The organism is Streptomyces beigongshangae, assembly GCF_019710745.1.
GTDB lineage: Bacteria > Actinomycetota > Actinomycetes > Streptomycetales > Streptomycetaceae > Streptomyces > Streptomyces beigongshangae.
Window position 1 is genome coordinate 179,195 of record NZ_JAHKJW010000005.1, and the last position, 25,183, is coordinate 204,377.

Sequence of the window (25,183 nt, forward strand, 5' to 3'; positions counted from 1 at the left end):
TTGAGCGAAGCCCGCCCCACCCGCCGCTGAACAGCAGTGAGCAGCCGGGCAGTTGTCCACAGGAATATCAACTGGCCCTGTGGATAACGCACTTGCCTGTGGATCAAACCTCCGGCGCAAAATCACCTGCGTGATCATCGTCTCCACAGGCACCCTGGCGGCATGGACGAAAGACGCGCTGTGGAAGTGTCGAAGTACCTTTCGAAGCATCTGCGGCACCAGCCCGGAAGGATCGGGCTCACGCTCGACGAGGGCGGATGGGTCGAGATCGGCACGCTGCTGACCGCGGCGGCCGCACACGGCTTCCGGTTCACCCGGGACGAACTCGAACACGTGGTGGCGCACAACGACAAGCGGCGCTTCGCGGTCGAGGGTGTCCGCATCCGTGCCAGCCAGGGCCACTCCGTGGAGGTCGACCTGGGGCTGCCGGCGGCGACCCCGCCCGCGTACCTCTACCACGGCACCGTCGCCCGCAACCTGGACGCGATCCGGGCCGAGGGCCTGCGGCCCATGAACCGGCACGACGTGCACCTCTCGGCCGATCGCGGGACCGCGACCCGCGTCGGTGGCCGCCGCGGCCGCCCCGTCGTGCTCTCCGTGGACACCGGGGCCATGCACCGCGACGGCCATGTCTTCAAGGTCAGCGCCAACGGCGTCTGGCTCACCGCCGCCGTACCCCCGCACTACCTGCGGTTCCCGGCCGGGCACTGATCCTCCGGGCACTGACCCGGGCACGGCCCGCCATCATGCGTCCGGGTTTGAACGCGGTCGTGCCCGGCCGCCATGATGGGCTGCCCGGCGCCGGCAAGCGGCCGATCAGCGCACGGGCGCCACGTCGGACAGGGCCCCGTACCTGCGGATGAGGGCGGGCCCGGACACGTCGGGTGCTGAGCGGGGCACGATGCGGGTTGCCTGGAATCGATGGGGCGAAAGAGCATGGCACGGGTCGTCGTACGGGAACCGCACACGGGCACGGGAGTCGCGCCGCCGATGGCCACGCCGATGGCCACGCCGGAGGCAACCGCCTTCGCGAGGGATCTGTTCGACGACGGCTGGGCGGCGGTGTTCCTGCCGGGCGAGCCCGCCCGCCTCGGACGGCTGCTGTTGTGGCAGCCCGTGGGGGCAGCAGCCGGCGGCGTGGCGCCCGCGGGCGTCGAGACCGGTTCGGCGGAGCTGGTGCTGCCGCACGGCCGGTCGGTCCGGCGGCGCAGGGTGGAGGGTTACGCGCTTCCCGTCGCCCTCGCCGTGGCCGCTCTGGCCGGGGCACAGCCGCCGCATCCGTCCGCCGCGGCGTGGCAGGCTGCCGCTCGCTTCGCGCTGCGGCTGCTCGCCGACGGCCGTCTCCGTCCGGCCCTCACCCCCGCCGGCCACGACATCTGGCGGACGGGCCCCTGCACGGTCGTCCAGCGTCAGACTTTGGACGCCCTCGCCGCCGCCTTCCCGCCCCACGCCCACTGTCTGCCCGAGCCGGGCCCGGCCCCGCTGCGGATCGCCGACCCGGCCGCGCTGGTACGCCAGTTCTGCGACGCGGTCGCCGACGATCTGGTCCGCACCCCTGCCACGCCCCTCGCCATGGGTGCGGTGCCGTACGCCTGGCGCGAGACGCGTTCCGTGCCCGCCCTGCGCGAGTGGGCCGAGGAGACCACCACCGCGCTCACCGCCGAGGTGGGTGTCTCGCTGCGCGTCGACCCGCCCGAGGGGCGGCACCGGCAGTTCCGGGCAGTCCTGCAGGTGCACACCGCGGCGGATCCCGCGCTCGTCATCGACGCCATACGGCTGAGTCGGGGAGCCACCGAGGACCGGGGGTTCGGATGGGACAGGGCGACGCCACCTATGAGGCAGCGCTGGACGAGACGATGGAAATCCTTCGGCGCTGGGCGCGGGAAGGCCGTACCGACGGCTGGTACAAGTCCCTGAGCGAGGAGCTGAAGGCGAAGAACCACGGCGTCCACCACCGCGGCCCGACGATCAGCCACCTGCTCGGTGACGCCTGCCGCCGGGACAGCGAGGGGATGGAGCCCATGCTCTCCGCGATCGTGATCCTCAAGGCGACCGGCAGACCCGCGGGCCAGTTCTTCGAGCCGGCGAACGGAACCCCGTTTCACCGGACGGCCGCAGACTGGACCTGGGAGCAGGAGCGCGCCCGCGTCTTCGCGCGCTATCGCGAGGGCTGAAGGCACCCCCGGCCGAGGATGTCCGGTGCTGCCGTTGCTCCCAGTCACCGAAGCATAGGGTCGTGGGCATGCAACTGAGCACCGTAATCCTTCCCATCCACAGGTGGGGCGAGGGACAGAAGGTCTGGCGGCGCGCCGAAGACCTCGGTTTTCACGCCGCCTACACCTACGACCACCTCTCCTGGCGCACCTTCCGGGACGGGCCGTGGTTCGGGGCGGTACCCACGTTGACCGCAGCGGCGACCGCTACCCGGAATATGCGCCTGGGTACTCTCGTGAGCTCCCCGAACTTCCGGCATCCGGTGGCCCTCGCCAAGGAGCTGATCTCGCTCGACGACATCTCGGGGGGCCGGATCACGCTGGGCGTCGGCGCGGGCGGTTCCGGTTTCGACGCCACGACGCTGCTGCGCACCGGCGAGGAACCGTGGACGCCGCGCGAGCGGGCCGACCGCTTCGCCGAATTCGTACCGCTGCTCGACCGCCTGCTCACCGAGGACTCCGTGTCGTACGACGGCACGTTCTACTCGGCGCGCGAGGCCCACAACATCCCCGGCTGCGTCCAGCGCCCCCGGCTGCCCTTCGCGGTGGCCGCCACCGGCCCGCGCGGACTGAAGCTCGCCGCCGCGCACGGGCAGGCATGGGTGACCACCGGCGACCCGAAGCTCTTCGAGGCGGGCACTCCCGAGCAGTCGCTCCAGGCTCTTCGCGGCCAGGTGGACAGGCTGGCTGCCGCGTGCGGGACGGCCGGCCGCGAGGCGGGCGAGCTCGACAAGGTCCTGCTCACCGGTTTCACGCCGGACCGCGGCCGTCCGCTGGAGTCCCTGGACGCGTTCGTGGACTTCGCGGGCCGCCACATGGAGATCGGTTTCACGGACATCGTGATCCACTGGCCGATCCCGGACTCCGACTTCGCGTCGGACATGAAGGTGTTCGAACGCATCGCGCTGGAGGCGACCGCGCAGCTCGGCTGAGCACGGGTAGCAGAAGCGCAGGTGGGAGCCTATGGCACTCACCTGCGCGGACCGCCGCACGCCCGTGCGGGCATATGCGGGAGAATGGCGGGGTGACTTCAGCGACCCGACGGCCCGGGATTCCGGCCTCCCCCCTCCCGCCCCGCCTGATCGCCACGGACCTCGACGGCACCCTGCTGGGCGACGACAAGGCCGTCTCACCCCGCACGGTGGCCGCTCTGGCAGCAGCCGAGGAGGCGGGCATCGAGGTCTTCTTCGTCACCGGGCGTCCGGCCCGCTGGATGGACGTCGTCAGCGATCACGTCCACGGTCACGGCCTGGCCATCTGCGGGAACGGCGCCGCCGTGGTCGATCTGCACGGCGGCCCCGGCGCCCACCGCTTCGTCAAGGTCCGGGAACTGGCGCGGGAGAACGCGCTGGACGCCGTACGGCTGCTGCGCGACGCCGCCCCGGGCACGGTCTTCGCCGTCGAGCAGACCTACCGCTTCAACCAGGAGCCGGCGTACCCCAAGCTGCACATGGAGGTCCCCGACGTCCTCGCGCCCGCCGAGAAGATCCTGGCGCCGGACGCCCCCGGTGCCGACGAGCCGGTGCTCAAGATCCTCGCGTACCACCACGAGATCGCCCCGGACGACTTCCTCATGACCGCCCGGCTGGCCATCGGCGACCGGGCCGACGTGACCCGCTCCAGCCCCAGCGCGCTGCTGGAGATCAGCGGCCCCGGCGTCTCCAAGGCCAGCACCCTCGCGCTGTGCTGCGCCGAGCGCGGTATCTCGCACGAGGAGGTCGTCGCCTTCGGTGACATGCCGAACGACGTGGAGATGCTCACCTGGGCCGGCACGTCGTACGCGATGGGCAACGCGCACCCCGCCGTGATCGCCGCGGCGTCCGGCCGCACGGCCGCCAACACCGAGGACGGGGTGGCCGTCGTGATCGAGCGGATACTCGCGGAGCGCCGGTAGGGGAGCGGCGCCGCAAGCCCGGAAGGACGAGGCGGGGGCAAAAACCCCCGCCTAGAGTTCGACCCCCCGCGCGGCGAACCACTCCCGCGGATCGATCCCCGAACCCAGGTGCGGGGTCAGCCGCACCTCGAAGTGCAGGTGCGGTCCCGTCGAGTTGCCGGTCGTGCCGGACTGGCCGACCCACTGCCCGGTGGACACCCTGTCCCCCTGGTCCACGGTGACGGCGGCCAGGTGGGCGTACTGCGTGTAGTAGCCCCCCGCGTGCTTCACCACGACCTCGATGCCGAACGCCCCCCCGCACGACACCCTCACCACGCGCCCCTTGCCGACCGAGCGCACCGGCGTGCCGATGTCCACGGCGAAGTCCTGCCCGGTGTGCCGGCGCGCCCAGCGTTCACCGCCGTCGCCGAACCCCGCGGAGAGCGCGTACGTCTCCACCGGCGGAACCCACGGCTGCGTGAAGGTCGTGCGCGGCTCGTCGAGCCGGACCGCACCCCGGCACGCACCCGCGGCGGCCGAGGCGTCCGCCTCTCCCTGGAGTGTCCGCCGGGCCTTCTCCAGTTTCCGCTCGATGTCCCGCTTGATCCCGGCGAGCTCGTCGTTGCGCCGGTCCAGCGCCTGCCACGCGGACGCCGCCCTCGCCTCGTCGTCGGCGAGCCGTGCGTCGGCCCGGCGGCTCCTGGTGACCGCGTTGCTGACCGCCAGATCGGCCCGCCGGACGGCGCGCTGCCCGCGCATCAGCTCCTCGGGGCTCTCCGCGAGCAGCATCCGCACGGTGTGCGAGAGCCCGCCGTCGCTGCGGTACTGGGCGCGCGCGAGCCTGCCGAGGTCCCCGCGCAGCGCCGCGATGTCCTGCCGCCTCCGTTCGAGGAGCCGGTCCAGGCGCTGTGCCCGGACGCGCTGCGACTCCGCCCTGCGGCGCCCGGCCTCGTACTCCTGGGCCGCCAGCGACGTCTCCTCGTACAGCCGCGCGACCTCGGCGCTCGTCCCGCCGGAGTCCTCCGCGTCCCCGGCGGCCGGCGTGGGCCTCACCGGCAGGACGGCCACCGTGCACAGCAGCACCAGGACGAGCAGGGGGCGACGACGGGGTGAGCGCATGGCATGGATCGTGCCGCGCGCGGACCGCTCCGGTCCCGTTCATGTCGTGCACCCGGGGGAGCGGTTGCCACGGAAGGAGCCACTGCGCTGGGCCGAACGGGGGCCGGACCGGTACGGGAGGCCGACACCGGACCGGTACCGGAGCAACGCCCGGCCGGTCCTTCAGTACGGCTCAGTACGGCGCCTCCCAGACCACCGACGCACCACCGTCGCCGTCGCCGTCGCCGTCGCCGTCGCCGTTGCCGTCGCCGTTGCCGTTGCCGTTGCCGTCACTGTCGCCGTCCCCTGACCGTCCCGGCCCGTACCAGCTGTCGCCGCCGAGCGACTCCGCCCTGCGCTTCAGGTTCCTGAGGCCGCTGCGTCTGCCTCCCTCGGGGATGCCGACGCCGTCGTCCGCAACCGTCAGGCGTACCCCGGGTTCCCCGCCCGGCAGCCGTACCGTCGCGTCCACGGTGACGTCGATGCGGGACGCCCCGGCGTGCCGGAAGGCGTTGGACAGGGCCTCGCGCAGGGCCGCGATGAGGTTCTTGGCCGTGAGTTCGCCGACCACCGTGTCGACGGGGCCGACGAAGCGGTGCGACGGTTCGAAGCCGAGCGGTACGGCGGCCATGGTGATCTCGCGCAGTACCCGCGTCCGCAGCCCGGTCGGGAACTCCTCCGGTCCCTGCTGGAGCGCGAAGACGGCCGTGCGGATCTCCTGGATGGTGACGTCGAGTTCGTCGACCGCCTTCCCGACGCCCTGCCGCACCTCGGGGAGAACCGACCGCCGCTGTGCGCCCTCCAGCAGCATCCCGGTGGCGAACAGCCGCTGGATGACGAGGTCGTGCAGGTCGCGAGCGATCCGGTCGCGGTCCTCGAAGACCGCGAGCCGCTCCCTGTCGCGCTGTGCCTCGGCCATCATCAGCGCGAGCGCGGCCTGCGAGGCGAACTGCGTCGCCAGGGTGCGTTCCGCTTCCGTGAACGGACGCCCGTCCCCTGCCCGTGCCATGACGAGGGCCCCCAGGACCCGCCCGCCGCTCCGCAGCGGAAGGAACATCGTCGGTCCGTGACCGCGGACGAGGCCGGCGGGCATCCGCGGGTCACGGGCCGCGTCCTCGACGAACACGGCCGCGCCGGCCAGCACCTCGCCCGCCATCGCGTTCTCGGGCGGCACGACCAGACCCAGCAGCTCGGACGGCCGTCCGCACGCGACGGCGACGGTCTCCAGACCGCCCTCCGCCGCGGGCAGCAGCACGAGCCCCGCCAGGGAGTCCGAGAGCCGGCGGGCCTGTTCCGCGACCACCTGGAGGGCTTCGTCCGCGTCTCCTCCGGAGAGCAGCGCGGTGGTGACGGCCACGGAACCGTCGATCCAGCGCCCGCGCCGCTGGGCGGCCTCGTACAGCCGCGCGTTGCCCAGGGCGATGCCCGCCTCACGTGCCAGTACGCGCAGCATGTCGAGGTCCTGCTCGGCGAACGGCCCTCCGTCGCGCTTCCCGGCGAGGTGGAGGGCGCCGAGGTCCTCGCCCCGCACGCGGATCGGGACCCTCAGGGAACCGGCCGCGGGTGAACGGCCGAGCCCTTCGCACCCGTCCGGCAGCCGTCCGATCCACCGGACCGCCTGTCCGTCGGTGTCCCCGCCCGCCCACTCGGCGAGTCCGGGCTCGGCGGGCCCGCGCCCGGCGGCTCCGTCCCCGCACTCCGCCGTCAGCCCGACCGCCGCGTACCGCGCGTCCGCCAGCTCCGCCGCGGTCTCGCAGATCCGTTCCAGCGTGGACCGCAGCTGGAGCCCGCCCCCGACCGCCCGCATCGCCTCCAGCAACCGCGGCACGTCTTCTGGGTTCGGGGCACCACCGGGCCCCGGCTCGACCGACATGCACCGAGCCTAATTGGCCCTTTTTACCCTGCAAAGTCGAGCTTCTTCGCCCCGCTCGTCCCGCTCTTCCCGTGCGAGCCCTCGATCCGGGCGGGCTCTCGACCCGGGCGAACCGCCGGCCCGTGCGAACCTCAGCGCGCGACGACCAGCAGCTGCGTCCGGCTCTCCCGCTCGGACATGTCCCGCAACGGCCCTTCCGCACGCACAAGTTCCGCGAACGCCCCTCGCTGCACCACACGCCCCCCGGCCAGGACGACCACCCCGTCCACCGCCTCCAGTCCCGCCAGCCGATGAGTGATCATCAAGGTCGTACGCCCCTCGGTCGCGGCCAGCAGGTCGGCGGTGAGGGCGTCGGCGGTGGCCAGGTCGAGGTGCTCGGCGGGCTCGTCGAGCACCAGCACGGGAAAGTCCGCGAGCAGGGCCCGGGCCAGCGCCAGCCGCTGCCGCTGTCCCCCCGACAGCCGCGCGCCGTGCTCGCCGACCAGGGTGTCGAGCCCGTCGGGCAGCCCGTCGACCCAGTCGAGCAGTCGCACCCGTCCCAGCACGTCGCGGAGTTCGGAGTCGGTCGCGCCCTTCTTCGCGAGCAGCAGGTTCTCGCGCACCGAGCTGTCGAACAGGTGCGCGTCCTGTGCGCAGAGCCCGACCAGGCGCCGTACGTCGTCACCGTCCATGCCGTACGCGTCCGCACCGCCCAGCGTGTACGTCCCCGTGCGTGCCTCCAGGAAGCGCAGCAGCACCTGCGCCAGTGTCGTCTTGCCGGAGCCGGACGGCCCGACGACGGCGATCCGGCGCCCCCGTTCGAGTACCAGGTCCACCCCGGCGACCGCGTCCCGCTCCTGGCCCCCGTGGCGAGCGGTCAGCCCCTTCAGGACCACCGGGAAGGGCGACTCGGGTGCCTTCACGGGCAGCTCGGGCTCCCGTACCGGCTCGGGCTGGTCCAGGACCTCGTACACGCGCTCCGCGCTCCTGCGCACCCGCTGCCGGTACTGGGCGGCGAGAGGCAGCCCCAGGACGGCCTCGAAGGCGGCGAGCGGTATGAGGACGACGGTGGCCGCCACCACCCCGTTCAACCGTCCCCCGGCGACCGCCTGGACCCCGACGAACGCGGTGGCCGCGACGGTGAGTCCGGAGATCAGCGCCGTGAGCCCGTCGCCGAGCGCGGTGGCGGTGGCGGCGCGCGAGGCGATGCGGGTCAGTTCCGCGTCGGCCCGCCTCGTCCCGGCGGTACGGGCGGGGAGCGCGCCCGCGACCGTCAGCTCGGCCGTTCCCGTGAGGAGGTCGGCCACCCTGGTCGCCAGCACACCGCGTGCCGGGGCCAGCCGCCGCTCGGCCCGGCGCGCGACGGCGCCGGTCACCAGCGGAACGCCCAGACCGGCGGCGAGCAGCCCGACGGCGAGGACGGCACCGGCCTCGGGCAGCAGCCAGGCCGTGAACCCGACGGACCCGGCGGACACGACGGCCGCCGCGGCGGCGGGCAGCAGCCAGCGCAGCCAGTAGTCCTGCAGCGCGTCGACATCGGTGACGAGCCGGGAAAGCAGGTCACCGCGCCGGGCGGTACGCAGTCCCGCGGGCGCAAGCCGTTCCAGGCGCCGGTACACGGCGACCCTGGTGTCGGCGAGCATCCGCAGCACGGCGTCGTGGGAGACCAGCCGTTCGGCGTACCGGAAGACGGCCCGCCCGATGCCGAACGCCCGCGTGGCCGTCACGGCGACCATCAGGTGGAGGACGGGTGGCTGCTGCGAGGCCCTGGAGATCAGCCAGCCCGAGGTGGCCATGAGACCGACGGCACTCCCGAGCGCGAGACTGCCGAGGAGCAGGGCCAGCAGGAGCCGTCCGCGGCGGGGCCCGGCCATGGCGCGCACACGTACGAGCACGCCGTTCCGCCTCTCCGGGGGCACGGGCGCCCCGTCCCCGTCCGCCACCGGCACGACCGCCGGAACGCCGGAGGGCCCTCCGGCCTCCGTACCGCCGTCGGAACGACCGGGCCGCGTGCCGCCGTCAGAGCCGTCGGGCTGCGTGCCGCCGGAGCGTGCCGAGCGGTCCGTGCCGTCGGGCGAGGTGGCGCGGTCCGCCGACTGCGCCGGCGCCAGCCGCACGACCCGGTCGGCCACGCCCAGCAGGGCCGGCCGGTGGACGACCAGGAGCACGGTCCGTCCGACGGCGAGGCGCCGCACGGCCTCCACGACCTCGGCCTCCGTCGCCCCGTCCAGCGAGGCCGTCGGCTCGTCCAGCAACAGCACCGGCCGGTCCGCGAGGAACGCCCGTGCCAGGGCCAGCCGCTGCCGCTGTCCCGCGGAGAGCCCGGCGCCGTCCTCCCCGAGGACCGTGTGCACCCCGTCGGGCAGCACGTCCACGAACTCCAGGGCCCCGGCGTCGGACAGCGCCCGGCGTACCGCGGAGTCGTCCGCCTCCGGCCGCGCCAGCCGTACGTTCTCGGCGACGGACCCGGCGAACAGATGGGGCCGTTGCGGCACCCAGGCGACCCGCGCACGCCATGCCTCCAGGGAGACTTCCGCCAGATCGACTCCCCCGACAACGGTTCGTCCCGCCGTGGGCCCGACGAACCCCAGCAGTACGTTCAGGAGAGTCGTCTTGCCCACACCGCTGGGACCGACGAGCGCCACCGTCTCCCCGGGCCGTACCGTGAAGGACACGTCCGACACCGCGTCGGACGACCGCCCCGGGTACCGGACCGTCACGCCCTCGAAGCGCAGTTCGTCGGAGGAAGGGGCGATCCCGGTCCCGGACACCGGCACGGGCGTCTCCAGGACGGCGAAGATCTCCTCGGCGGCCGACAGCCCCTCCGCCGCCGCGTGGTACTGCGTCCCGACCTGGCGCAGCGGCAGATACGCCTCGGGCGCCAGGATCAGCACGACCAGTCCGTCGTACAGCTCCATCTCACCGTGGACGAGTCGCATTCCGATGGTCACCGCGACCAGGGCGACCGAGAGCGTGGCGAGCAGTTCCAGGGCGAAGGACGAGATGAAGGCGATCCGCAGGGTCCGCATGGTCGCCTGCCGGTACTCCCCGGTGATGCGCCGGATGGACTCGGCCTGCGCCTTGGCCCGGCCGAACACCTTGAGGGTGGGCAGCCCGGCGACCACGTCCAGGAAGTGCCCGGAGAGCCGGGACAGCAACTGCCACTGGCGGTCCATCTGGGACTGCGTGACCCAGCCGATGAGCATCATGAAGGCCGGAATGAGCGGCAGCGTGCCGACGATGATCGCCGCCGACACCCAGTCCTCGGTGACGATCCGCGCGAGTACGGCGACGGGCACGACCACCGCGAGCCCCAGCTGCGGCAGGTAACGCGAGAAGTAGTCGTCCAGGGCGTCCACTCCGCGGGTGGCGAGCGCGATCAGCGACCCCGTCCGCTGCCCGCTCAGCCACCCCGGACCCAGCGCTCCGGCCCGCTCCAGCAACCGCCCCCGCAGCTGCGACTTGACCGCCGCACTGGCCCGGTGCGCCGCGAGTTCGGTGAGCCAGGAGACGAGCGCGCGCCCGGCCGCCACGGCCACCAGCAGCAGGAGCGGGGTACGGAGTTCGCCGGCTGACAGGTCGTACTGGAAGGCGCCGACCACCGCTTCGGCAATGAGCACGGCCTGGGCGACGACCAGCCCTGCTCCCAGGACTCCCAGACCGACGACCGCCATCAGGAAGAAGCGGGTGGCGCGGGCGTATCGGAGAAGTCGCGGGTCGATCGGTTTCACGTGAAACACACCCTTGGGTCGAGCTGGTGTGTTTCACGTGAAACACACCTTCTTCTCATCGGGTCGTGTTTCACGTGAAACACGACCCGGATTCAGCGGCCCCCGTACACGGCGGTGCTCAGTACACGGCGGTGCTCAGTACACGGCGGTGCTCAGTACACGGCGGTGCTCGGCGCACGGCAGCGCTCAGTACGCGGCGGTGCTCAATGCGCGGTCTCGGCGATGTGCTGGGTGCCGATCCGCTTGCGGAACACCCAGTACGTCCAGCCCTGGTAGAGCATCACCATCGGCGTCGCGATCACCGCACACCAGGTCATGATCTTCAGCGTGTACGGGCTCGACGAGGCGTTGGTGACCGTCAGGCTCCACTCCTCGTCGAGCGAGGACGGCATGACGTTCGGGAAGAGCGTCAGGAAGAGCATCGCGACCGCGGCGACGATGGTGAGGCCGGACAGGGCGAACGACCAGCCTTCACGTCCCGCCTGGTTCGCCCCGACGGCTCCGACCAGGGCGATCACGGCCACGGCCATCGCGGCCAGGCTCTTGCCGTCGCCGTTCTCGACCTGGGTCCACAGCAGGAAGACCAGCGCGAGCGCGGCCGTCACCAGTCCGAGTCCGCCCGCCAGCTTCCTGGCCCGTTCCCGGATGTCACCGAGCGTCTTGAGCGCCGCGAAGACCGCCCCGTGGAAGGTGAACAGCGTCAGCGTCACCAGGCCGCCCAGGAGGGCGTACGGGTTGAGCAGGTCCCAGAGGCTGCCCACGTACTCCATGTCCTGGTCGATCTTCACGCCCCGCACGATGTTGCCGAAGGCCACGCCCCACAGGAACGCCGGGAGCAGCGACGTCCAGAAGATCGCGTTCTCCCAGTTGCGCTGCCACCGCTCCTCCGGCCGCTTCACCCGGTACTCGAAGGCGACCCCGCGCACGATCAGGCAGATGAGGATGAGCAGCAGGGGCAGGTAGAAACCGGAGAAGAGCGTGGCGTACCACTCGGGGAAGGCGGCGAAGGTCGCGCCTCCCGCCGAGAGGAGCCACACCTCGTTGCCGTCCCAGACGGGACCGATGGTGTTGATCAGCACCCGCTTCTCGGTCCGGTTCCGGGCGAGCAGCTTGGTCAGGACACCGATCCCGAAGTCGAAGCCCTCCAGGAAGAAGTAGCCCGTCCACAGGACGGCTATGAGAACGAACCAGATGTCGTGCAGTTCCATGAGTCGGCTCCCTGGGCCTAGTACGAGAAGGCCATCGGCTTGTCGGCGTCCCGCGGATCGCCGCCGATCTTCGTGGGCGGGTTGAGGTCGGCCTCGGTGAGCTCGGGCGGTCCGGCCTTGACGTACTTCGCGAGCAGCTTCACCTCGACGACGGCGAGGATCGCGTAGATCGTCGTCAGAACGGCCAGCGAGATGATCATCTCGGTCTGCGACACCCCGGGGGAGACCGCGTCCCGGGTCTGCATCACGCCGTAGACGACCCACGGCTGGCGGCCCATCTCGGTGAAGATCCAGCCCCACCCGTTGGCGATCAGCGGGAACGCCATCGTCCAGAGGGCGAGGAGCCAGTACAGCCGGGTGAGCCTGGCCCCGAGCGGCTTCTTCAGCAGCACCAGCCGCGGCACCTCGTCCTCCCTGGTCCGCAGCGCGGCCGGCAGCAGGAACCTCTTCCGGGTGAGCCACAGCCCCAGCAGACCCAGCGAGAAGGAGGCCATGCCGAAGCCGATCATCCAGCGGAAGCCCCAGTAGGCGACGGGGACGATGGGCTTGTAGTCGCCGGGACCGAACTTCTCCTGGAGGACCTTGTTGGCGTCGTGGATGCCGGGCACGTACGAGTCGAAGTCGTTGTGGGCGAGGAAGGAGAGGAGACCGGGTATCTCCAGGGCCACCTTGTTGTGCCCCTCGTCGACGTCTCCGTAAGCGAAGACCGAGAAGGGCGCGGGCTTCTCGCCGTCCCACAGCGCCTCGGCGGCGGCCATCTTCATCGGCTGCTGCTCGTACATGACCTTGCCGAGGGTGTCGCCGCTGATCGCCGTGAGCATGCCGCCGACCGCCATCGTGACCAGGCCGAGCCGCAGCGAGGTCCGCATCACCGGGATGTGCTTCTTGCGCATGAGGTGGAACGCGGCGATGCCCACCATGAAGGCCCCACCCGTCAGGAAGGCCGCCGAGAAGCTGTGGAAGACCTGGTTGAGCGCGGTGTTCTGGGTCAGGACCAGCCAGAAGTCGGTGAGCTCGGCCCGGCCCTTCTGCTCGTTGATCCGGTAACCGACGGGGTGTTGCATCCAGGAGTTGGCCGCGAGGATGAAGTACGCCGACAGGAGCGTGCCGATCGAGACCATCCAGATGCAGGCCAGGTGGATCTTCTTCGGCAGCTTGTCCCAGCCGAAGATCCACAGTCCGATGAAGGTGGACTCGAAGAAGAAGGCGATCAGGGCCTCGAAGGCGAGCGGGGCCCCGAAGACGTCACCGACGAAGCGCGAGTAGTCGGACCAGTTCATCCCGAACTGGAACTCCTGCACGATGCCCGTGACGACGCCCATCGCGATGTTGATCAGGAAGAGCTTGCCCCAGAACTTGGTGGCCCTGAGGTACTTCTCCTTCTCCGTACGCACCCAGGCGGTCTGCAGGCCCGCGGTGAGCGCGGCGAGCGAGATCGTGAGCGGGACGAAGAGGAAGTGGTAGACGGTGGTGATGCCGAACTGCCATCGGGCCACTGTTTCCGGCGCCAGAGCCAATTCCACGTCGTCATCTCCTTGCGTCGCCGTCATAACGGCGGCAGTTTGTCCCGCTCGTCCTGGACATCGCGGGAGTAACTGGACTCGCTTGTGAACGCGTTCACATTCACAAGCAATTATGCAGCATGCCCGTTCGGGATGTGACAGCCGGGGGTCGCCAGGCGCGGACCCAAGCGCATCCGAAGCAAAAGAGCAGGTCGGAGGCGCTTTTTGGGAAAGTGAGTTACGCCATAGACGTCAGGCCCCGGCGTCCCGTCTTCACGGGACGCCGGGGCCTGGTTCGTGGACCGGGACGACCGGGGACGCAGAAGGCCCCGGGCACAGGAGGCACCGGGCACAGGAGGCACGGCCGGAGCGCGCGGAGGCGCGGACCGCCGGGCCGGAAGCGGCTAGAGCTCCTTGCGGAAGTTCTCCGCCGTCCGCAGGAAGATGTCGTNGCGCGCGGAGGCGCGGACCGCCGGGCCGGAAGCGGCTAGAGCTCCTTGCGGAAGTTCTCCGCCGTCCGCAGGAAGATGTCGTTGGCCTCGGTCTCGCCCACCGTCACACGGACCCCCTCGCCCGCGAACGGCCGCACGATGACCCCGGCCCGCTCGCACGCCGCGGCGAAGTCGGCGGTCCGGTCCCCGAGCCGCAGCCACACGAAGTTCGCCTGCGTGTCCGGCACCGTCCAGCCCTGTCCGCGCAGCGTCCCGACCACACGCGCGCGCTCGGCCACCAGCGCACCGACCCGTCCCAGCAGCTCGTCCTCGGCCCGCAGCGACGCCACCGCCGCGTCCTGGGCGAGCTGGCTCACGCCGAAGGGCACGGCGGTCTTGCGCAGCGCCGCCGCCACCGGCTCGTGGGCGATCGCGAAGCCGACCCGGAGCCCGGCGAGACCGTACGCCTTGGAGAACGTACGCAGCACGCACACGTTCGGCCGCTCCCGGTAGAGCTCGACACCGTCCGGCACCTCGCCCCCTTCGCCTTCGAAGGGACGCATGAACTCCCGGTACGCCTCGTCGAGGACCACGAGGACATCGCCGGGCACCCGGTTGAGGAATCGTTCCAGCTCGGCCCGCCGCACCGCCGTCCCCGTGGGATTGTTCGGGTTGCAGACGAAGATCAGCCGCGTCCGGTCGGTGATCGCGTCCGCCATCGCGTCGAGGTCGTGCACGTCCCCCGGCGTCAGCGGCACCTCGACCGCCGTGGCCCCGCTGATACGCGTGATGATCGGGTACGCCTCGAAGGACCGCCAGGCGTAGACGACCTCGTCGCCCGGTCCGGAGGTCGCCTGCACCAGCTGCTGGGCCACGCCGACCGAGCCGGTGCCGGTGGCCAGGTGCGTGAGCGGCACACCGAACCGGTCCGACAGCTCGCTCATCAGTCCCGTGCACGCCATGTCGGGGTAGCGGTTGAAGGCGCCGGCCGCCGTGCTCACGCTCTCCAGCACGCCCGGCAGCGGCGGATAGGGGTTCTCGTTGGAGGACAGCTTGTACACCACCGGAGCGGCTTCGGCGGTGGTCGCCGACGGGCCGCGCCCCGGCTTGTAGGTGGGGATGTCCTCCAGCTCGGCTCGCAGCTTCGGGCTCGTCTCGCTCACCGCAGTCCTCCTCGTGACCGTGGCCGGCTCGTCACCACCGCCGGCTGCCAATACTGCTCACCTTAAGAGGGTTCGGGGCCGCCGCGTACGGCCCGGGACCGATGTCCCGGACGGCGCCGGACATCCGGGGCGCACTCCCGGGCATCGGCACCCGAAGGCGTACGAAAGAGAGGGCGCGCCGTCCCTCATGGTCCGCGCCGGTAGCTTGCGCCGTGGCGCGCATCCCTCGTGCAGGTGAGTTGAGACCTCTTCGAAACATGGCTCATTTGGCAGGCCTATGCGCGTCGACAAGTGACGTACTGCCATTTAAACGGTCAACCTTCTTTCTTTCAAAGGCAGTTGTCCATTTTTGACCATGCAGAAACGTGCCTGTCAACGCGTGCATATGCGTCCGCACTACCCCACCTCATGAGCCCTACTATCGGCTCGCCATGACAGCAGCAGGGAAGCACCAGGTGAGCCGGTCGGATACCTCCCGCCGAGGCAGCCGGCCGGGCCGGGCCGGCATCAGAGACGTGGCCGCGGCCGCCGGAGTCTCCATTACGACGGTGTCCGACGCGCTCAACGGCAAGGGGCGGCTTCCGGACGCCACCAGACGCCATGTCCGCGAGGTCGCCGACCGGCTGGGCTACCGCCCCTCCGCGGCGGCCCGGACGCTCCGTACCGGCAAGTCCGGCCTCATCGGCCTGACCGTGACGACCTACGGAGACGAGCCCTTCACCTTCACGGAGTTCGCGTACTTCGCGGAGATGGCCAGATCCGCCACCTCGGCCGCGCTCGCACGGGGCTATGCCCTGGTCATCCTCCCCGCCACCTCGCGCCACGACGTGTGGTCGAACGTGGCCCTGGACGGGACGGTCGTCATCGACCCCTCCGACCAGGACCCCGTCGTCAGCGAACTGGTCCGCCAGGGGTTACCCGTGGTCTCGGACGGCCGCCCGGCCGGCTCGCTGCCGGTGACCGCCTGGGTGGACAACGACCACGAGGCCGCGGTCCTGGGCATCCTCGACCACCTGGCCGACGCCGGGGCCCGCAGGATCGGCCTGCTGACGGGCACGACCACGGACACGTACACCCACCTCTCCACGACCGCGTATCTCCGCTGGTGCGAGCGCGTGGGCCAGGACCCCGTGTACGAGGCATATCCCGCGCACGATCCCTGCGCGGGAGCGGTCGCGGCCGACCGGCTGCTCGCCCGGCCCGACCGGCCCGACGCCGTCTACGGACTGTTCGACCCGAACGGCACCGACCTCCTCGCGGCGGCCCGGCGCTACGGGCTGCGCGTACCGGACGACCTGCTTCTCGTGTGCTGCAGCGAGTCCACCGTCTACGCCAACACCGAGCCGCCCGTCACGACGCTCTCCCTCAAACCACGACGTATCGGTACGGCCGTGGTCCAGCTCCTCATCGACGCCATCGAGGGGGTGGAAACCGATCAACCGGTCGAACAGGTGATACCGACGGAGCTGATCGTGCGCACCTCTTCCGAGCGACGGCCGCCACGGACGACCGTCAGTCCACCCAGGTCCCCGGAGGAGGAGTGACCTCACACGGGGGAAGGCCCTCTCAATTCGGGAGAAAACCACGGTGAACCGGGGCTCCGCCCCGATTCACCACCCCTGGGTCATCACATGGCGCGATCCGCATTCCTATGATGGGCGGACGACACCGCGGGCCGCTGCGACCAGGCAGTCCGACGCGGTGCAGATGCGGCGCGATGGTGGTGGAGGGGTCGATGACTCAGGGGGCCGGTCAGGGACCCGAGATGCGGACGCCGACGGTGCGTGACTTCCGCGTGCCGGCGTACGTCCACGATGCCGGTCCGTACGCGGGGCCGCCCGGACCCCACCCGCAGCCAACGGCTCCGTACGACCGCCCGGCCGAGCCGTACGACCAGGCCGCCGAGCCGTACACCGGGCCCGCGGAGCGGTACGGGCAGCCGGGTCCCTACGCGGGACCGCCGCACGGTGGGGCCGGCGTCCCGGGCGGGGAGCCGGAAGGCTACACGCCGACGGAGCGCGATCTGCCCGTCATCAACCGCGGTGACACGGTTCAGGTGGCCGTCGATCCCGAGGCCGGGCGGGTTCCGCAGCCCGACGAGGGGCCGGGACCGCTGTACGTGGTCGGTGACGTGCACGGCTATCTCGACGAGCTCGTCGCCGCGCTGCGCGAGAAAGGGCTCATCGACAGCGAGGGCCGCTGGGTCGCCGGGACCTCGCGGTTGTGGTTCCTCGGCGACTTCACCGACCGCGGGCCCGACGGGATCGGCGTCATCGACCTCGTGATGCGGCTGTCCGCGGAGGCCGCCGCGGCCGGCGGCTACTGCAAGGCGCTGATGGGCAACCACGAGCTGCTGCTGCTCGGCGCCCGGCGGTTCGGGGACACCCCCGTCAACTCCGGGGCGGGGACCGCCACCTTCCAGGCCGCCTGGCTGCTCAACGGTGGCCAGAAGACGGATATGGAGCGCCTCCAGGACCACCATCTGCAGTGGATGGCCCGCCTCGACGCGATGGAACTGGCCGACGGGCACCTGCTCGTGCACTCCGACACGACCGCCTATCTCGACTACGGCGACTCCATCGAAGCGGTCAACGACACCATCCGCGAAACCCTCACCCGTAATGACGCCGACGAGTGCTGGGACCTCTTCCGCAAGTTCACCAAGCGCTTCGCGTTCCGCGACGACGGTGGCGCGCAGGCGGTGCGCTCCCTGCTGGAGACGTACGGCGGTTCACGCATCGTCCACGGCCACAGCCCCATTCCGTACCTCCGGGGGGACGTCGGTTCGGAGGACGGCGGGGACTCGTCCGCCCCTGTCGTCGAAGAACCCCATGTGTACGCCGACAAACTCGCGATCGGGATGGACGGCGGCGTGACCATGGCCGGAAAACTGCTGGTACAGCAACTTCCCCTGGATAACTGAGCCATTCCGGGGCAGTTGTCCTTCGGTGGAGGACATACGCGGTACCGGGGCAAATTCTGGAAACCCTCTGTCACCCTGTGCCGTCCCCGCTCTACCATCGGCTTATCCGTAGCAGGCTCCCCTCCGTTTCTGCCCGACGGCTCGTCAGCATGCCGAGCCCCAAGCCCTACGGAGCATCGGGGGATGCACATGAACAGCGTTCCGCAGCACCTGCTGATCGAGGACCGCCAGGAGTACGAGCGGATCCTCGACGAGGCGCTGCGCTCCGCACCACACCGACCGGAACTCGCCGCTGTCGGTCAGCGGCTCAATCCCGAACAGCTGCGCACGATGGCGCTCAACGCCACCGCACTCATCACGGCGGCCGCGGCGACCGAGTACCAGCACTACGTGAAGGTCCGCGAGGAACTGCGCCGGCCGGCGCCGTCCACCCCTCCCGTCCGTGAAGGATCCCCCAGTTCCACGGATCCGGGCACGAGCGCGGTGGGGCTCGCCACCACCATGGGAGAGGTCACCGAGACCGCCGGGGCGGGTGTCGCCGCGGTGGTCGCCGTGCTCGCTCCCGTCCTCGCCGGCACGGCCGCGGCGATCTTCCTGCTCGTCGGCTACATCCTGAAGATGCTCGACCCCCAGCCGGGCATCACCCAGACCCTCCTCACCACGGGCTGGGTCTTCGGCGCCATCACGGCCGCCGCGATCCTGGTCGCCGCGGTCGGTCTGCTGCTCACCGCCCTGCGCAACGGCGCCAGCTCGCTCCAGGCCGACGCGCACGGCGAACACAACGAGGAGGTCGACCGCGCCAGGCAGGCGTGGCGCGACGCCCTCCTGGAGGACGGCATCATGCCGTTCCTCAGGGCGGCCCTCGCGGACCCGGGCACCGCCGCCCTCGGCCGTACGCAGCCGTCGGCACCGGCCAACCGGATCCCGCAGCTCGGCTACCACCGACCGGGGTTCAGCAGCCCCGACGGCGGACCGGCAGCGGGTCCCCGCCCCAGCTTCTCGAGTCCGGACTTCAGCAGCCCGGACTTCGGGGGGCCGGAGCACGCTCCCGAGTAACCGAGTAATCGAGCATCCCGAGCAACCCGGTCAAGGAGCCTGCCTGCCGAGACTGATCGACGACGGGACACCGTCGTCGATCTTTTCTCTGCCTCGGCAGGTCACGCCTCGGCGAGGTACGCCTGGCCTCCGCTGCCCTGGCGGGGTGCGCCAGGACGAGGTTCGACCGGGCAGGGTGCGCCAGGACAGCGGTGGCCGGCGAGGAGACCCCGGCGGGGCCGGCGGGGTCCCCTCGCGCGGACGGACGGAGCCGGTGGGTGCGCCGGTTCAGTCCGCCAGAGGCAGATAGACCCGGTTGCCCGCCGCGGCGAACTCCCTCGACTTCTGGAGCATGCCCTCGGCGACCTCCTCGGGCGAGGCCCCCGCGGACGCCGTGCCCCCGAACTGTTCGGTGATGCTGTGACTGATCTTCATCGAACAGAACTTCGGGCCGCACATGGAGCAGAAGTGCGCCGTCTTGGCCGGTTCGGCCGGGAGCGTCTCGTCGTGGAACTCCCGGGCCGTGTCCGGATCGAGGGCCAGATTGAACTGGTCCTCCCAGCGGAACTCGAAGCGGGCGTCCGACAACGCGTCGTCCCACTCCTGTGCGCCCGGGTGCCCCTTGGCGAGATCCGCAGCATGGGCCGCGATCCGGTAGGTGATGACGCCCGTCTTGACGTCGTCACGGTTCGGCAGGCCCAGGTGCTCCTTGGGCGTGACGTAGCAGAGCATCGCCGTGCCCCACCAGGCGATCATCGCGGCACCGATACCGGAGGTGATGTGGTCGTACGCCGGGGCGACGTCCGTCGTCAGCGGGCCGAGCGTGTAGAACGGAGCTTCCTCGCAGATCTCCTGCTGAAGGTCGATGTTCTCCTTGATCTTGTGCATCGGGACATGTCCCGGGCCCTCGACCATGGTCTGTACGTGGAAACGCTTCGCGATCCGGGTGAGTTCACCGAGCGTGCGCAACTCCGCGAACTGCGCCGCGTCGTTGGCGTCCGCGATCGACCCGGGCCGCAGGCCGTCGCCCAGTGAGTACGTGACGTCGTACGCGGCGAGGATCTCGCAGAGCTCCTCGAAGTGCTCGTACAGGAACGACTCCTTGTGGTGCGCCAGACACCACGCCGCCATGATCGAGCCGCCGCGGGAGACGATGCCGGTCTTGCGGTTCGCGGTCAGCGGGACGTACGGCAGACGCACACCCGCGTGGACGGTCATGTAGTCCACGCCCTGCTCGGCCTGCTCGACGACCGTGTCCTTGTAGATCTCCCAGGTGAGCTCCTCGGCCCGCCCGTCGACCTTCTCCAGTGCCTGGTAGAGGGGGACCGTGCCGATGGGCACGGGGGAGTTGCGCAGCACCCACTCCCGTGTGGTGTGGATGTTGCGGCCGGTCGACAGGTCCATCACCGTGTCGGCGCCCCACCGCGTCGCCCAGGTCATCTTGTCGACCTCCTCCTCGATGGAGGAGGTGACCGCGGAGTTGCCGATGTTGGCGTTGACCTTCACCAGGAACCGCTTGCCGATGATCATCGGCTCGATCTCCGGGTGGTTGACGTTGGCGGGCAGCACGGCACGGCCCGCCGCGATCTCCTCGCGTACGACTTCGGGGGCGACGTTCTCCCGGATGGCCACGTACTCCATCTCCGGTGTGATCTCGCCCCGCCTCGCGTACGCGAGCTGGGTCACCGCACGCCCGTCGCGGCTCCTGCGGGGCAGCCGCGGACGCCCCGGGAAGACCGCGTCGAGGTTGCGCAGACCGCCGCGCGGCGAGGTGTGCTTGATCCCGTCGTCCTCGGGGCGCACGGGACGCCCCGGATACTCCTCGGTGTCGCCGCGGGCGACGATCCAGTGGTCCCGCAGAGGCGCCAGACCCCTGCGTACCTCGGTGGCGACGGCCGGATCGGTGTACGGCCCGGACGTGTCGTACAGGGTCACCGAACGGCCGTTGGTGAGGTGCACCTGACGGACCGCCACCCTCAGATCGGGGCGCGAGCCCTCGACATATGCCTTGTGCCAGCCGATGGACCGCCCCGTTCCGCCGCTCTCCGGCGGGGCCGCCGGCCCGTCGCTCCCGGACGGCGCGGACCCATCGGTGCCGTCGGCCGGGGTGAGCGCCCCGTTCGTCTGGCTGGAGACAGGCGTGCGTACGCTGTTCTCGGTCATGAGACCTACTCCCTACGCCGGCATTACCCGGTAACAGGTTCGGCGGTCGACGCAGCGTTTTCCGTTCGGCGATGTTCCACGTGAAACATCGCGGATACGGAGGTCAGCGCCCTCTCAGCCCGGTGCTCCGAGCTCCCGCGTATGCAAAAGGTGCTTCCACGCTAGCGTCACAATGGGCGCGGTGAACAGTAGGCATCTCTCGTTCTTGCGATGATCGGTCAGTGACCACGACGCAGCAGCCCTCACTCCCGCCGTCCGAACCGCCCCACGGACACGGCCATGACGGCCACGGCCACGGTCACGGCGGCGGACCCGGACAAGGCGGCGGACCCGGATCCCATGGCCCCGGAGGGGGTGGCGGGGGCGGCCGGCCCGGTGACGGCGGGCACGGCCACTCGCACAGTCATGGCCCCGCGGCCCCTGCCTCCATGCGCCTGCGCAAGATCATCGCCGCGGTGCTGATTCCCTTCGCCGCAGCGGTCGTCGTCGGCCTCGCAGTGCTCTGGCCCGGCGGCGCTCCCGAACACGAGCGCACGGGTGTCGGCTTCGACCGGCAGACCCAGCAGGCCACCGTCACGAAGGTCGACAAGGTCGACTGCAAGTCGGTGAACGCCTCCGGAGGGACCCCGACCGGTGACACCTCGACCGCCGAGGGCTCGTCGGCCCAGCAACAGGCCTCGGGCACCTGCAAGAAGGCCACGGTCCGGGTGGACTCCGGCAAGGACAAGGGCCGTACCTTCACGGAGATCGTCCAGCCGGACTCCTCACGGCAGCTGGAACAGGGTCAGGAGGTGATCGTGGCGTACGCGCCCGACGCCCCCGAAGAGCTGCAGTACTCGGTCACCGACGTGAACCGCAAGTTCCCGATGGCGCTGCTCGCCGGCATCTTCGCCCTCGCCGTGGTCGTGGTGGGCCGGATGCGCGGTGTCATGGCGCTGGTCGCACTCGCCGTCAGCTTCCTGATCCTGACGTTCTTCATCCTGCCTGCCATCCTGCAGGGGTCGAACCCGCTGGTCGTTGCGGTGGTCGGAGCCAGCGCCATCATGCTGATCGCGCTCTACATGTGCCACGGCCTCTCGGCCCGGACCTCGGTCGCGGTACTGGGGACCCTGCTGTCCCTGCTGCTGATCGGGCTGCTCGGCTCGCTGTTCATCGACTGGGCCGCCCTGACCGGTAACACCGATGACAACACCGGCCTGATCCACGGGCTGTACCCGTCCATCGACATGAGCGGTCTGCTGCTCGCGGGGGTCATCATCGGCTCGCTCGGTGTGCTCGACGACGTCACGGTGACGCAGACGTCGGCGGTGTGGGAACTCCACGAGGCCAATCCGACGATGGGCCGACGGGGGCTGTACCGCGCGGGCATCCGCATCGGCCGCGACCACATCGCGTCCGTCGTCAACACGCTCGTCCTCGCCTACGCCGGCGCGGCGCTCCCGTTGCTGCTGCTGTTCTCCATCGCCGAGAGCAGCGTGGGGACGGTGGCCAACAGCGAACTGGTGGCGGAGGAGATCGTGCGCACCCTGGTCGGCTCGATCGGACTGGTCGCCTCCGTGCCGGTCACGACCGCCCTTGCAGCCCTGGTGGTGTCGGCGGACCGTCCGGGCAACGCCGCCCCGGCCCAGGAACCGCAGCCGCAGCCGCAGACCGGTTCGAGGGCGCCGCTGCGCGGTGGGAGCGGCCGCCGCCGCAAGCACTGAGTCCGCCTCACCCCGCGCTCTGTTCCTCCGCCAGGATGCGGTCCAGAGCTTCGTCCAGATGGGTGTCGAAATCGGCGAGGGACCGTTCCTGCCCGAGGGGGACCAGCCGGTCCGTCCGGTCGAGGAACGCCAGCAGGGGCGCCGTACCGCAGCGGAACAGTGCCTGGTCCGCACCCACCTGGAGCCGGATCAGCACATCGCCGAACCCCTCGGTGTCCGAAGGGGCGATGTGCACGTCTCCGTCGCCGCACGGGCGGCCCACTCCGTCGATCAGCAGCTCGCGGCCGAAGGCCCAGGTCACCGGGGCGTCACCCGGCAGATGGAAGGTCAGACGCACGGCGTAGGGATCGCAGGTCTCGTAACGCAGCTCCACCGGGATCCGGAAGGCAAGTTCCTCCGAGACGACAAAGCTCATCATGACTTCTGCCTGTACTACCGACTCGCTCATCACTTGCCCTGTCGTTTGCCGTCCATGGCCGGGGATCGTCCACCTAAGCACTTCTGGCATCTTGCTCATCGTGTACACCAGATCACAAGGAGTGAGTTTTCAGATGCTGATAGAGAGCGCAAAAGTGGCCAGCAGTCCGTCGATCCCTGTCTGCAACTGCCGTGCCGCCGACAGCAGCCGGTCGGCCTGGTGGGACGGCAGGGAGAGGGCCACCGCGGCGGCCGTACTGCCCATCGTGATCGGGATCGCGGCACAGACCACACCCAGCGCGTACTCCTGGCATTCGATCACGGGCTGCATGCGCCGCGTCGACGCGAGGCGTCGCAGCAGGGCCCGGTCGTCACGCACCGTGTACGGCGTGAGGGCCTGCGTGGGATGGCGGTCGAGATGGTCCCTGCGCGCGTCCTCGTCGAGCTGGGACAGCAGGCACTGGCCGAGCGCGTGCGCGTGCCCCGTCTCGCGGAAGTCCGCCCACTCCTCGACCGCCGGATTGCCCGGGGTGTCCGCGACGCACTGGAGCTCGATCTCGCCGTTCCGGTAGACGGCGTAATACACCGGGGCACCGATCGCGTCGCGCCAGCTGCCCAGCGCGTCGGAGAGCGTGCTGCGACGTTTCTGCTGGGCGCCGCTGCCGCTCAGGCGCTCGGTGGCCTCACCGAGGAAGAACAGTCCCTTCTCGCGGCGCAGATAGCCCTCGTGCGCCAGGGTGCGCAGCAGGTGGTACGCCGTGGGGAGAGCAAGCCCGGCCTCCCGGGCCAGTTGCTTCGCGGGCGCCCCCTGTTCGTGACGCGCCACGGACTCCAGGAGACGCATCGCCCGCCGGACCGAGCCGATGAGGGTCGTGGTGTGCGGCTCGGAGATGGCGGCCTGCGGTCCTGCGGACGCGGTGTCAACCGTGGCCAAGGGTCACTCCCGAAGCGCGAGGGGGCCGCCCGTGCGGGGGATTCACGGGAGGGTTCGGTACGCAGCCCGCGAGGATCGACCTCGCGTCGAGTTCCGGACTTTAACCGCCTGCCACCGATCGCTTACGCCATGCATCGAAAACTTCCCCCACCCGAGGGAACTGCCCGAGGGAACTGCCGGCCCCCGCCCTCCGCGCCGCCGTCTACCAGTCGCTCCTCGACGAGGAGGTCGACATGAACTTCCGCACCACGTAGATCAGGCCGCCGACCAGTGCCACGAAGACCAACAGCTTGAAGAGCAGGCCGATCACGAAGCCGACGACGCTCGCTATCAGGCCGCCGAACACGACCAGGGCGATGACCGGCACCGCGACCCACTTAACCCACCACGGCATCCCCGCGAAGATCTCCCGCATCGCCCTCGTCCCTCGTCTCTCTGCCCGTTTCCGAGTCTGTACCGGCCCGTTCCGTGATCCGGCGGGTCCCGGCTCGTCCTGTCCTCGATGCTAGGCGCGGCAGGGGCGCCGGCGGGGGCTTCGCACCCCTTGTCCTCCCCTGACCGTCCCCCTAGGGAACCCTGAGAGCGGTGTCAGCTCTCCGGCGGAGAGAAGACCACCAGAACCCGCAGATCCTCGCTGATGTGGTGGAACTTGTGGGCCACCCCCGCCGGAACGTACACGACGCTGCCGCGCGCCACCTGCGTCGTCTCCATGCCCACCGTGATCGCGGCCCGGCCGCTCACGACGAAGTACACCTCGTCCTGGCGGTGGGGCTGCTGTGGGTCCTGCGTGCCCGCGTCCAGCGCGTACAGGCCGACCGACATGTTCTTCTCGCGCAGGAACTGGAGGTACGCGCCGTCGTTGGCGGCGCGCTCCGCCTCCAGTTCGTCCAGCCGGAATGCCTTCATCGCTCTGGTCCGCCCCTGCCCCGCTGCTCGT

General features: G+C 70.7%; 21 protein-coding genes. 9 read left to right on the top strand and 12 right to left on the bottom strand.

Going from position 1 to position 25,183, the window contains the following annotated elements; all coding sequences use genetic code 11:
- Window positions 1–162: 162 nt before the first annotated feature.
- From KM933_RS06000 to KM933_RS06020, 5 genes are all read left to right on the top strand, one after another.
- Complete coding sequence (locus tag KM933_RS06000; protein ID WP_221348853.1) at window positions 163–711, top strand: RNA 2'-phosphotransferase; 549 nt, start codon at window positions 163–165, stop codon at window positions 709–711.
- Between the two features lie 210 nt (window positions 712–921).
- Entirely contained in the window at window positions 922–1,917 is a 996-nt protein-coding gene (locus KM933_RS06005) for a hypothetical protein (RefSeq protein ID WP_260333098.1), read from the top strand.
- Window positions 1,857–2,174, top strand: a complete 318-nt coding sequence (locus KM933_RS06010) for a hypothetical protein (RefSeq protein ID WP_221348855.1) — start codon at window positions 1,857–1,859, stop codon at window positions 2,172–2,174. The genes KM933_RS06005 and KM933_RS06010 overlap by 61 nt, the downstream gene beginning before the upstream one ends.
- A 68-nt stretch (window positions 2,175–2,242) precedes the next feature.
- The gene (locus KM933_RS06015) at window positions 2,243–3,145 is read left to right on the top strand and encodes an LLM class flavin-dependent oxidoreductase (RefSeq protein WP_221348857.1); all 903 of its coding nucleotides are present in this window, start codon (window positions 2,243–2,245) and stop codon (window positions 3,143–3,145) included.
- 74 nt (window positions 3,146–3,219) lie between these two features.
- A complete protein-coding gene (locus KM933_RS06020; protein WP_221348859.1) occupies window positions 3,220–4,107 on the top strand; it encodes a Cof-type HAD-IIB family hydrolase in 888 nt (295 codons plus the stop codon).
- A gap of 51 nt (window positions 4,108–4,158) precedes the next feature.
- Here KM933_RS06020 and KM933_RS06025 read toward each other — a convergent pair whose 3' ends face one another.
- The 6 genes from KM933_RS06025 to hisC all read right to left on the bottom strand — a co-directional run bounded on the left by KM933_RS06025 (window position 4,159) and on the right by hisC (window position 15,071).
- On the bottom strand, window positions 4,159–5,205 hold the full coding sequence (locus KM933_RS06025) for a peptidoglycan DD-metalloendopeptidase family protein (protein ID WP_221348861.1): 1,047 nt from the start codon (window positions 5,203–5,205) through the stop codon (window positions 4,159–4,161).
- A 172-nt stretch (window positions 5,206–5,377) separates the two neighbouring features.
- Window positions 5,378–7,057, bottom strand: coding sequence for a sensor histidine kinase (locus KM933_RS06030; RefSeq protein WP_221348863.1), 1,680 nt, complete (start codon window positions 7,055–7,057; stop codon window positions 5,378–5,380).
- A gap of 131 nt (window positions 7,058–7,188) precedes the next feature.
- Window positions 7,189–10,767, bottom strand: a complete 3,579-nt coding sequence (cydD, locus tag KM933_RS06035; RefSeq protein WP_221348866.1) for a thiol reductant ABC exporter subunit CydD — start codon at window positions 10,765–10,767, stop codon at window positions 7,189–7,191.
- 203 nt (window positions 10,768–10,970) lie between these two features.
- A complete protein-coding gene (gene cydB, locus KM933_RS06040) occupies window positions 10,971–11,975 on the bottom strand; it encodes a cytochrome d ubiquinol oxidase subunit II (protein ID WP_221348867.1) in 1,005 nt (334 codons plus the stop codon).
- 17 nt (window positions 11,976–11,992) lie between these two features.
- Entirely contained in the window at window positions 11,993–13,498 is a 1,506-nt protein-coding gene (locus tag KM933_RS06045; protein ID WP_221348870.1) for a cytochrome ubiquinol oxidase subunit I, read from the bottom strand.
- 466 nt (window positions 13,499–13,964) lie between these two features.
- Window positions 13,965–15,071 (bottom strand): histidinol-phosphate transaminase, encoded by a 1,107-nt coding sequence (hisC, locus tag KM933_RS06050; protein ID WP_221348872.1) that lies wholly within the window; start codon window positions 15,069–15,071, stop codon window positions 13,965–13,967.
- A gap of 431 nt (window positions 15,072–15,502) precedes the next feature.
- On the opposite strand from hisC, the gene KM933_RS06055 reads away from it, so the two are divergent.
- The 3 genes from KM933_RS06055 (at window position 15,503) to KM933_RS06065 (ending at window position 19,050) form a co-directional block, all read left to right on the top strand.
- Entirely contained in the window at window positions 15,503–16,615 is a 1,113-nt protein-coding gene (locus tag KM933_RS06055) for a LacI family DNA-binding transcriptional regulator (RefSeq protein WP_221348874.1), read from the top strand.
- A 191-nt stretch (window positions 16,616–16,806) separates the two neighbouring features.
- Window positions 16,807–17,994: a metallophosphoesterase gene (locus KM933_RS06060; protein WP_221348876.1), complete on the top strand. Its 1,188-nt coding sequence runs from the start codon at window positions 16,807–16,809 to the stop codon at window positions 17,992–17,994.
- A 183-nt stretch (window positions 17,995–18,177) separates the two neighbouring features.
- Window positions 18,178–19,050 (top strand): hypothetical protein, encoded by an 873-nt coding sequence (locus tag KM933_RS06065; protein ID WP_221348878.1) that lies wholly within the window; start codon window positions 18,178–18,180, stop codon window positions 19,048–19,050.
- Window positions 19,051–19,317: 267 nt separating this feature from the next.
- On the opposite strand, the gene thiC is transcribed toward KM933_RS06065, so the two are convergent.
- Both thiC and KM933_RS39035 read right to left on the bottom strand, forming a co-directional pair.
- The gene (thiC, locus tag KM933_RS06070) at window positions 19,318–21,192 is read right to left on the bottom strand and encodes a phosphomethylpyrimidine synthase ThiC (protein WP_260333101.1); all 1,875 of its coding nucleotides are present in this window, start codon (window positions 21,190–21,192) and stop codon (window positions 19,318–19,320) included.
- Window positions 21,193–21,434: 242 nt separating this feature from the next.
- Window positions 21,435–21,599, bottom strand: coding sequence for a hypothetical protein (locus KM933_RS39035; RefSeq protein WP_260333102.1), 165 nt, complete (start codon window positions 21,597–21,599; stop codon window positions 21,435–21,437).
- 21 nt (window positions 21,600–21,620) lie between these two features.
- Here KM933_RS39035 and KM933_RS06075 point away from each other — a divergent pair, with 21 nt between their 5' ends.
- The gene (locus KM933_RS06075) at window positions 21,621–22,895 is read left to right on the top strand and encodes a YibE/F family protein (protein WP_260333103.1); all 1,275 of its coding nucleotides are present in this window, start codon (window positions 21,621–21,623) and stop codon (window positions 22,893–22,895) included.
- 7 nt (window positions 22,896–22,902) lie between these two features.
- On the opposite strand, the gene KM933_RS06080 is transcribed toward KM933_RS06075, so the two are convergent.
- The 4 genes from KM933_RS06080 to KM933_RS06095 form a co-directional block, all read right to left on the bottom strand.
- Window positions 22,903–23,343 (bottom strand): SsgA family sporulation/cell division regulator, encoded by a 441-nt coding sequence (locus tag KM933_RS06080; RefSeq protein WP_221348882.1) that lies wholly within the window; start codon window positions 23,341–23,343, stop codon window positions 22,903–22,905.
- 99 nt (window positions 23,344–23,442) lie between these two features.
- Window positions 23,443–24,246: an IclR family transcriptional regulator gene (locus KM933_RS06085; protein ID WP_260333104.1), complete on the bottom strand. Its 804-nt coding sequence runs from the start codon at window positions 24,244–24,246 to the stop codon at window positions 23,443–23,445.
- Window positions 24,247–24,448: 202 nt separating this feature from the next.
- On the bottom strand, window positions 24,449–24,661 hold the full coding sequence (locus KM933_RS06090) for a DUF5326 family protein (RefSeq protein WP_221348885.1): 213 nt from the start codon (window positions 24,659–24,661) through the stop codon (window positions 24,449–24,451).
- A gap of 173 nt (window positions 24,662–24,834) precedes the next feature.
- Window positions 24,835–25,152: a cupin domain-containing protein gene (locus KM933_RS06095; protein WP_221348887.1), complete on the bottom strand. Its 318-nt coding sequence runs from the start codon at window positions 25,150–25,152 to the stop codon at window positions 24,835–24,837.
- Window positions 25,153–25,183 lie beyond the last annotated feature (31 nt).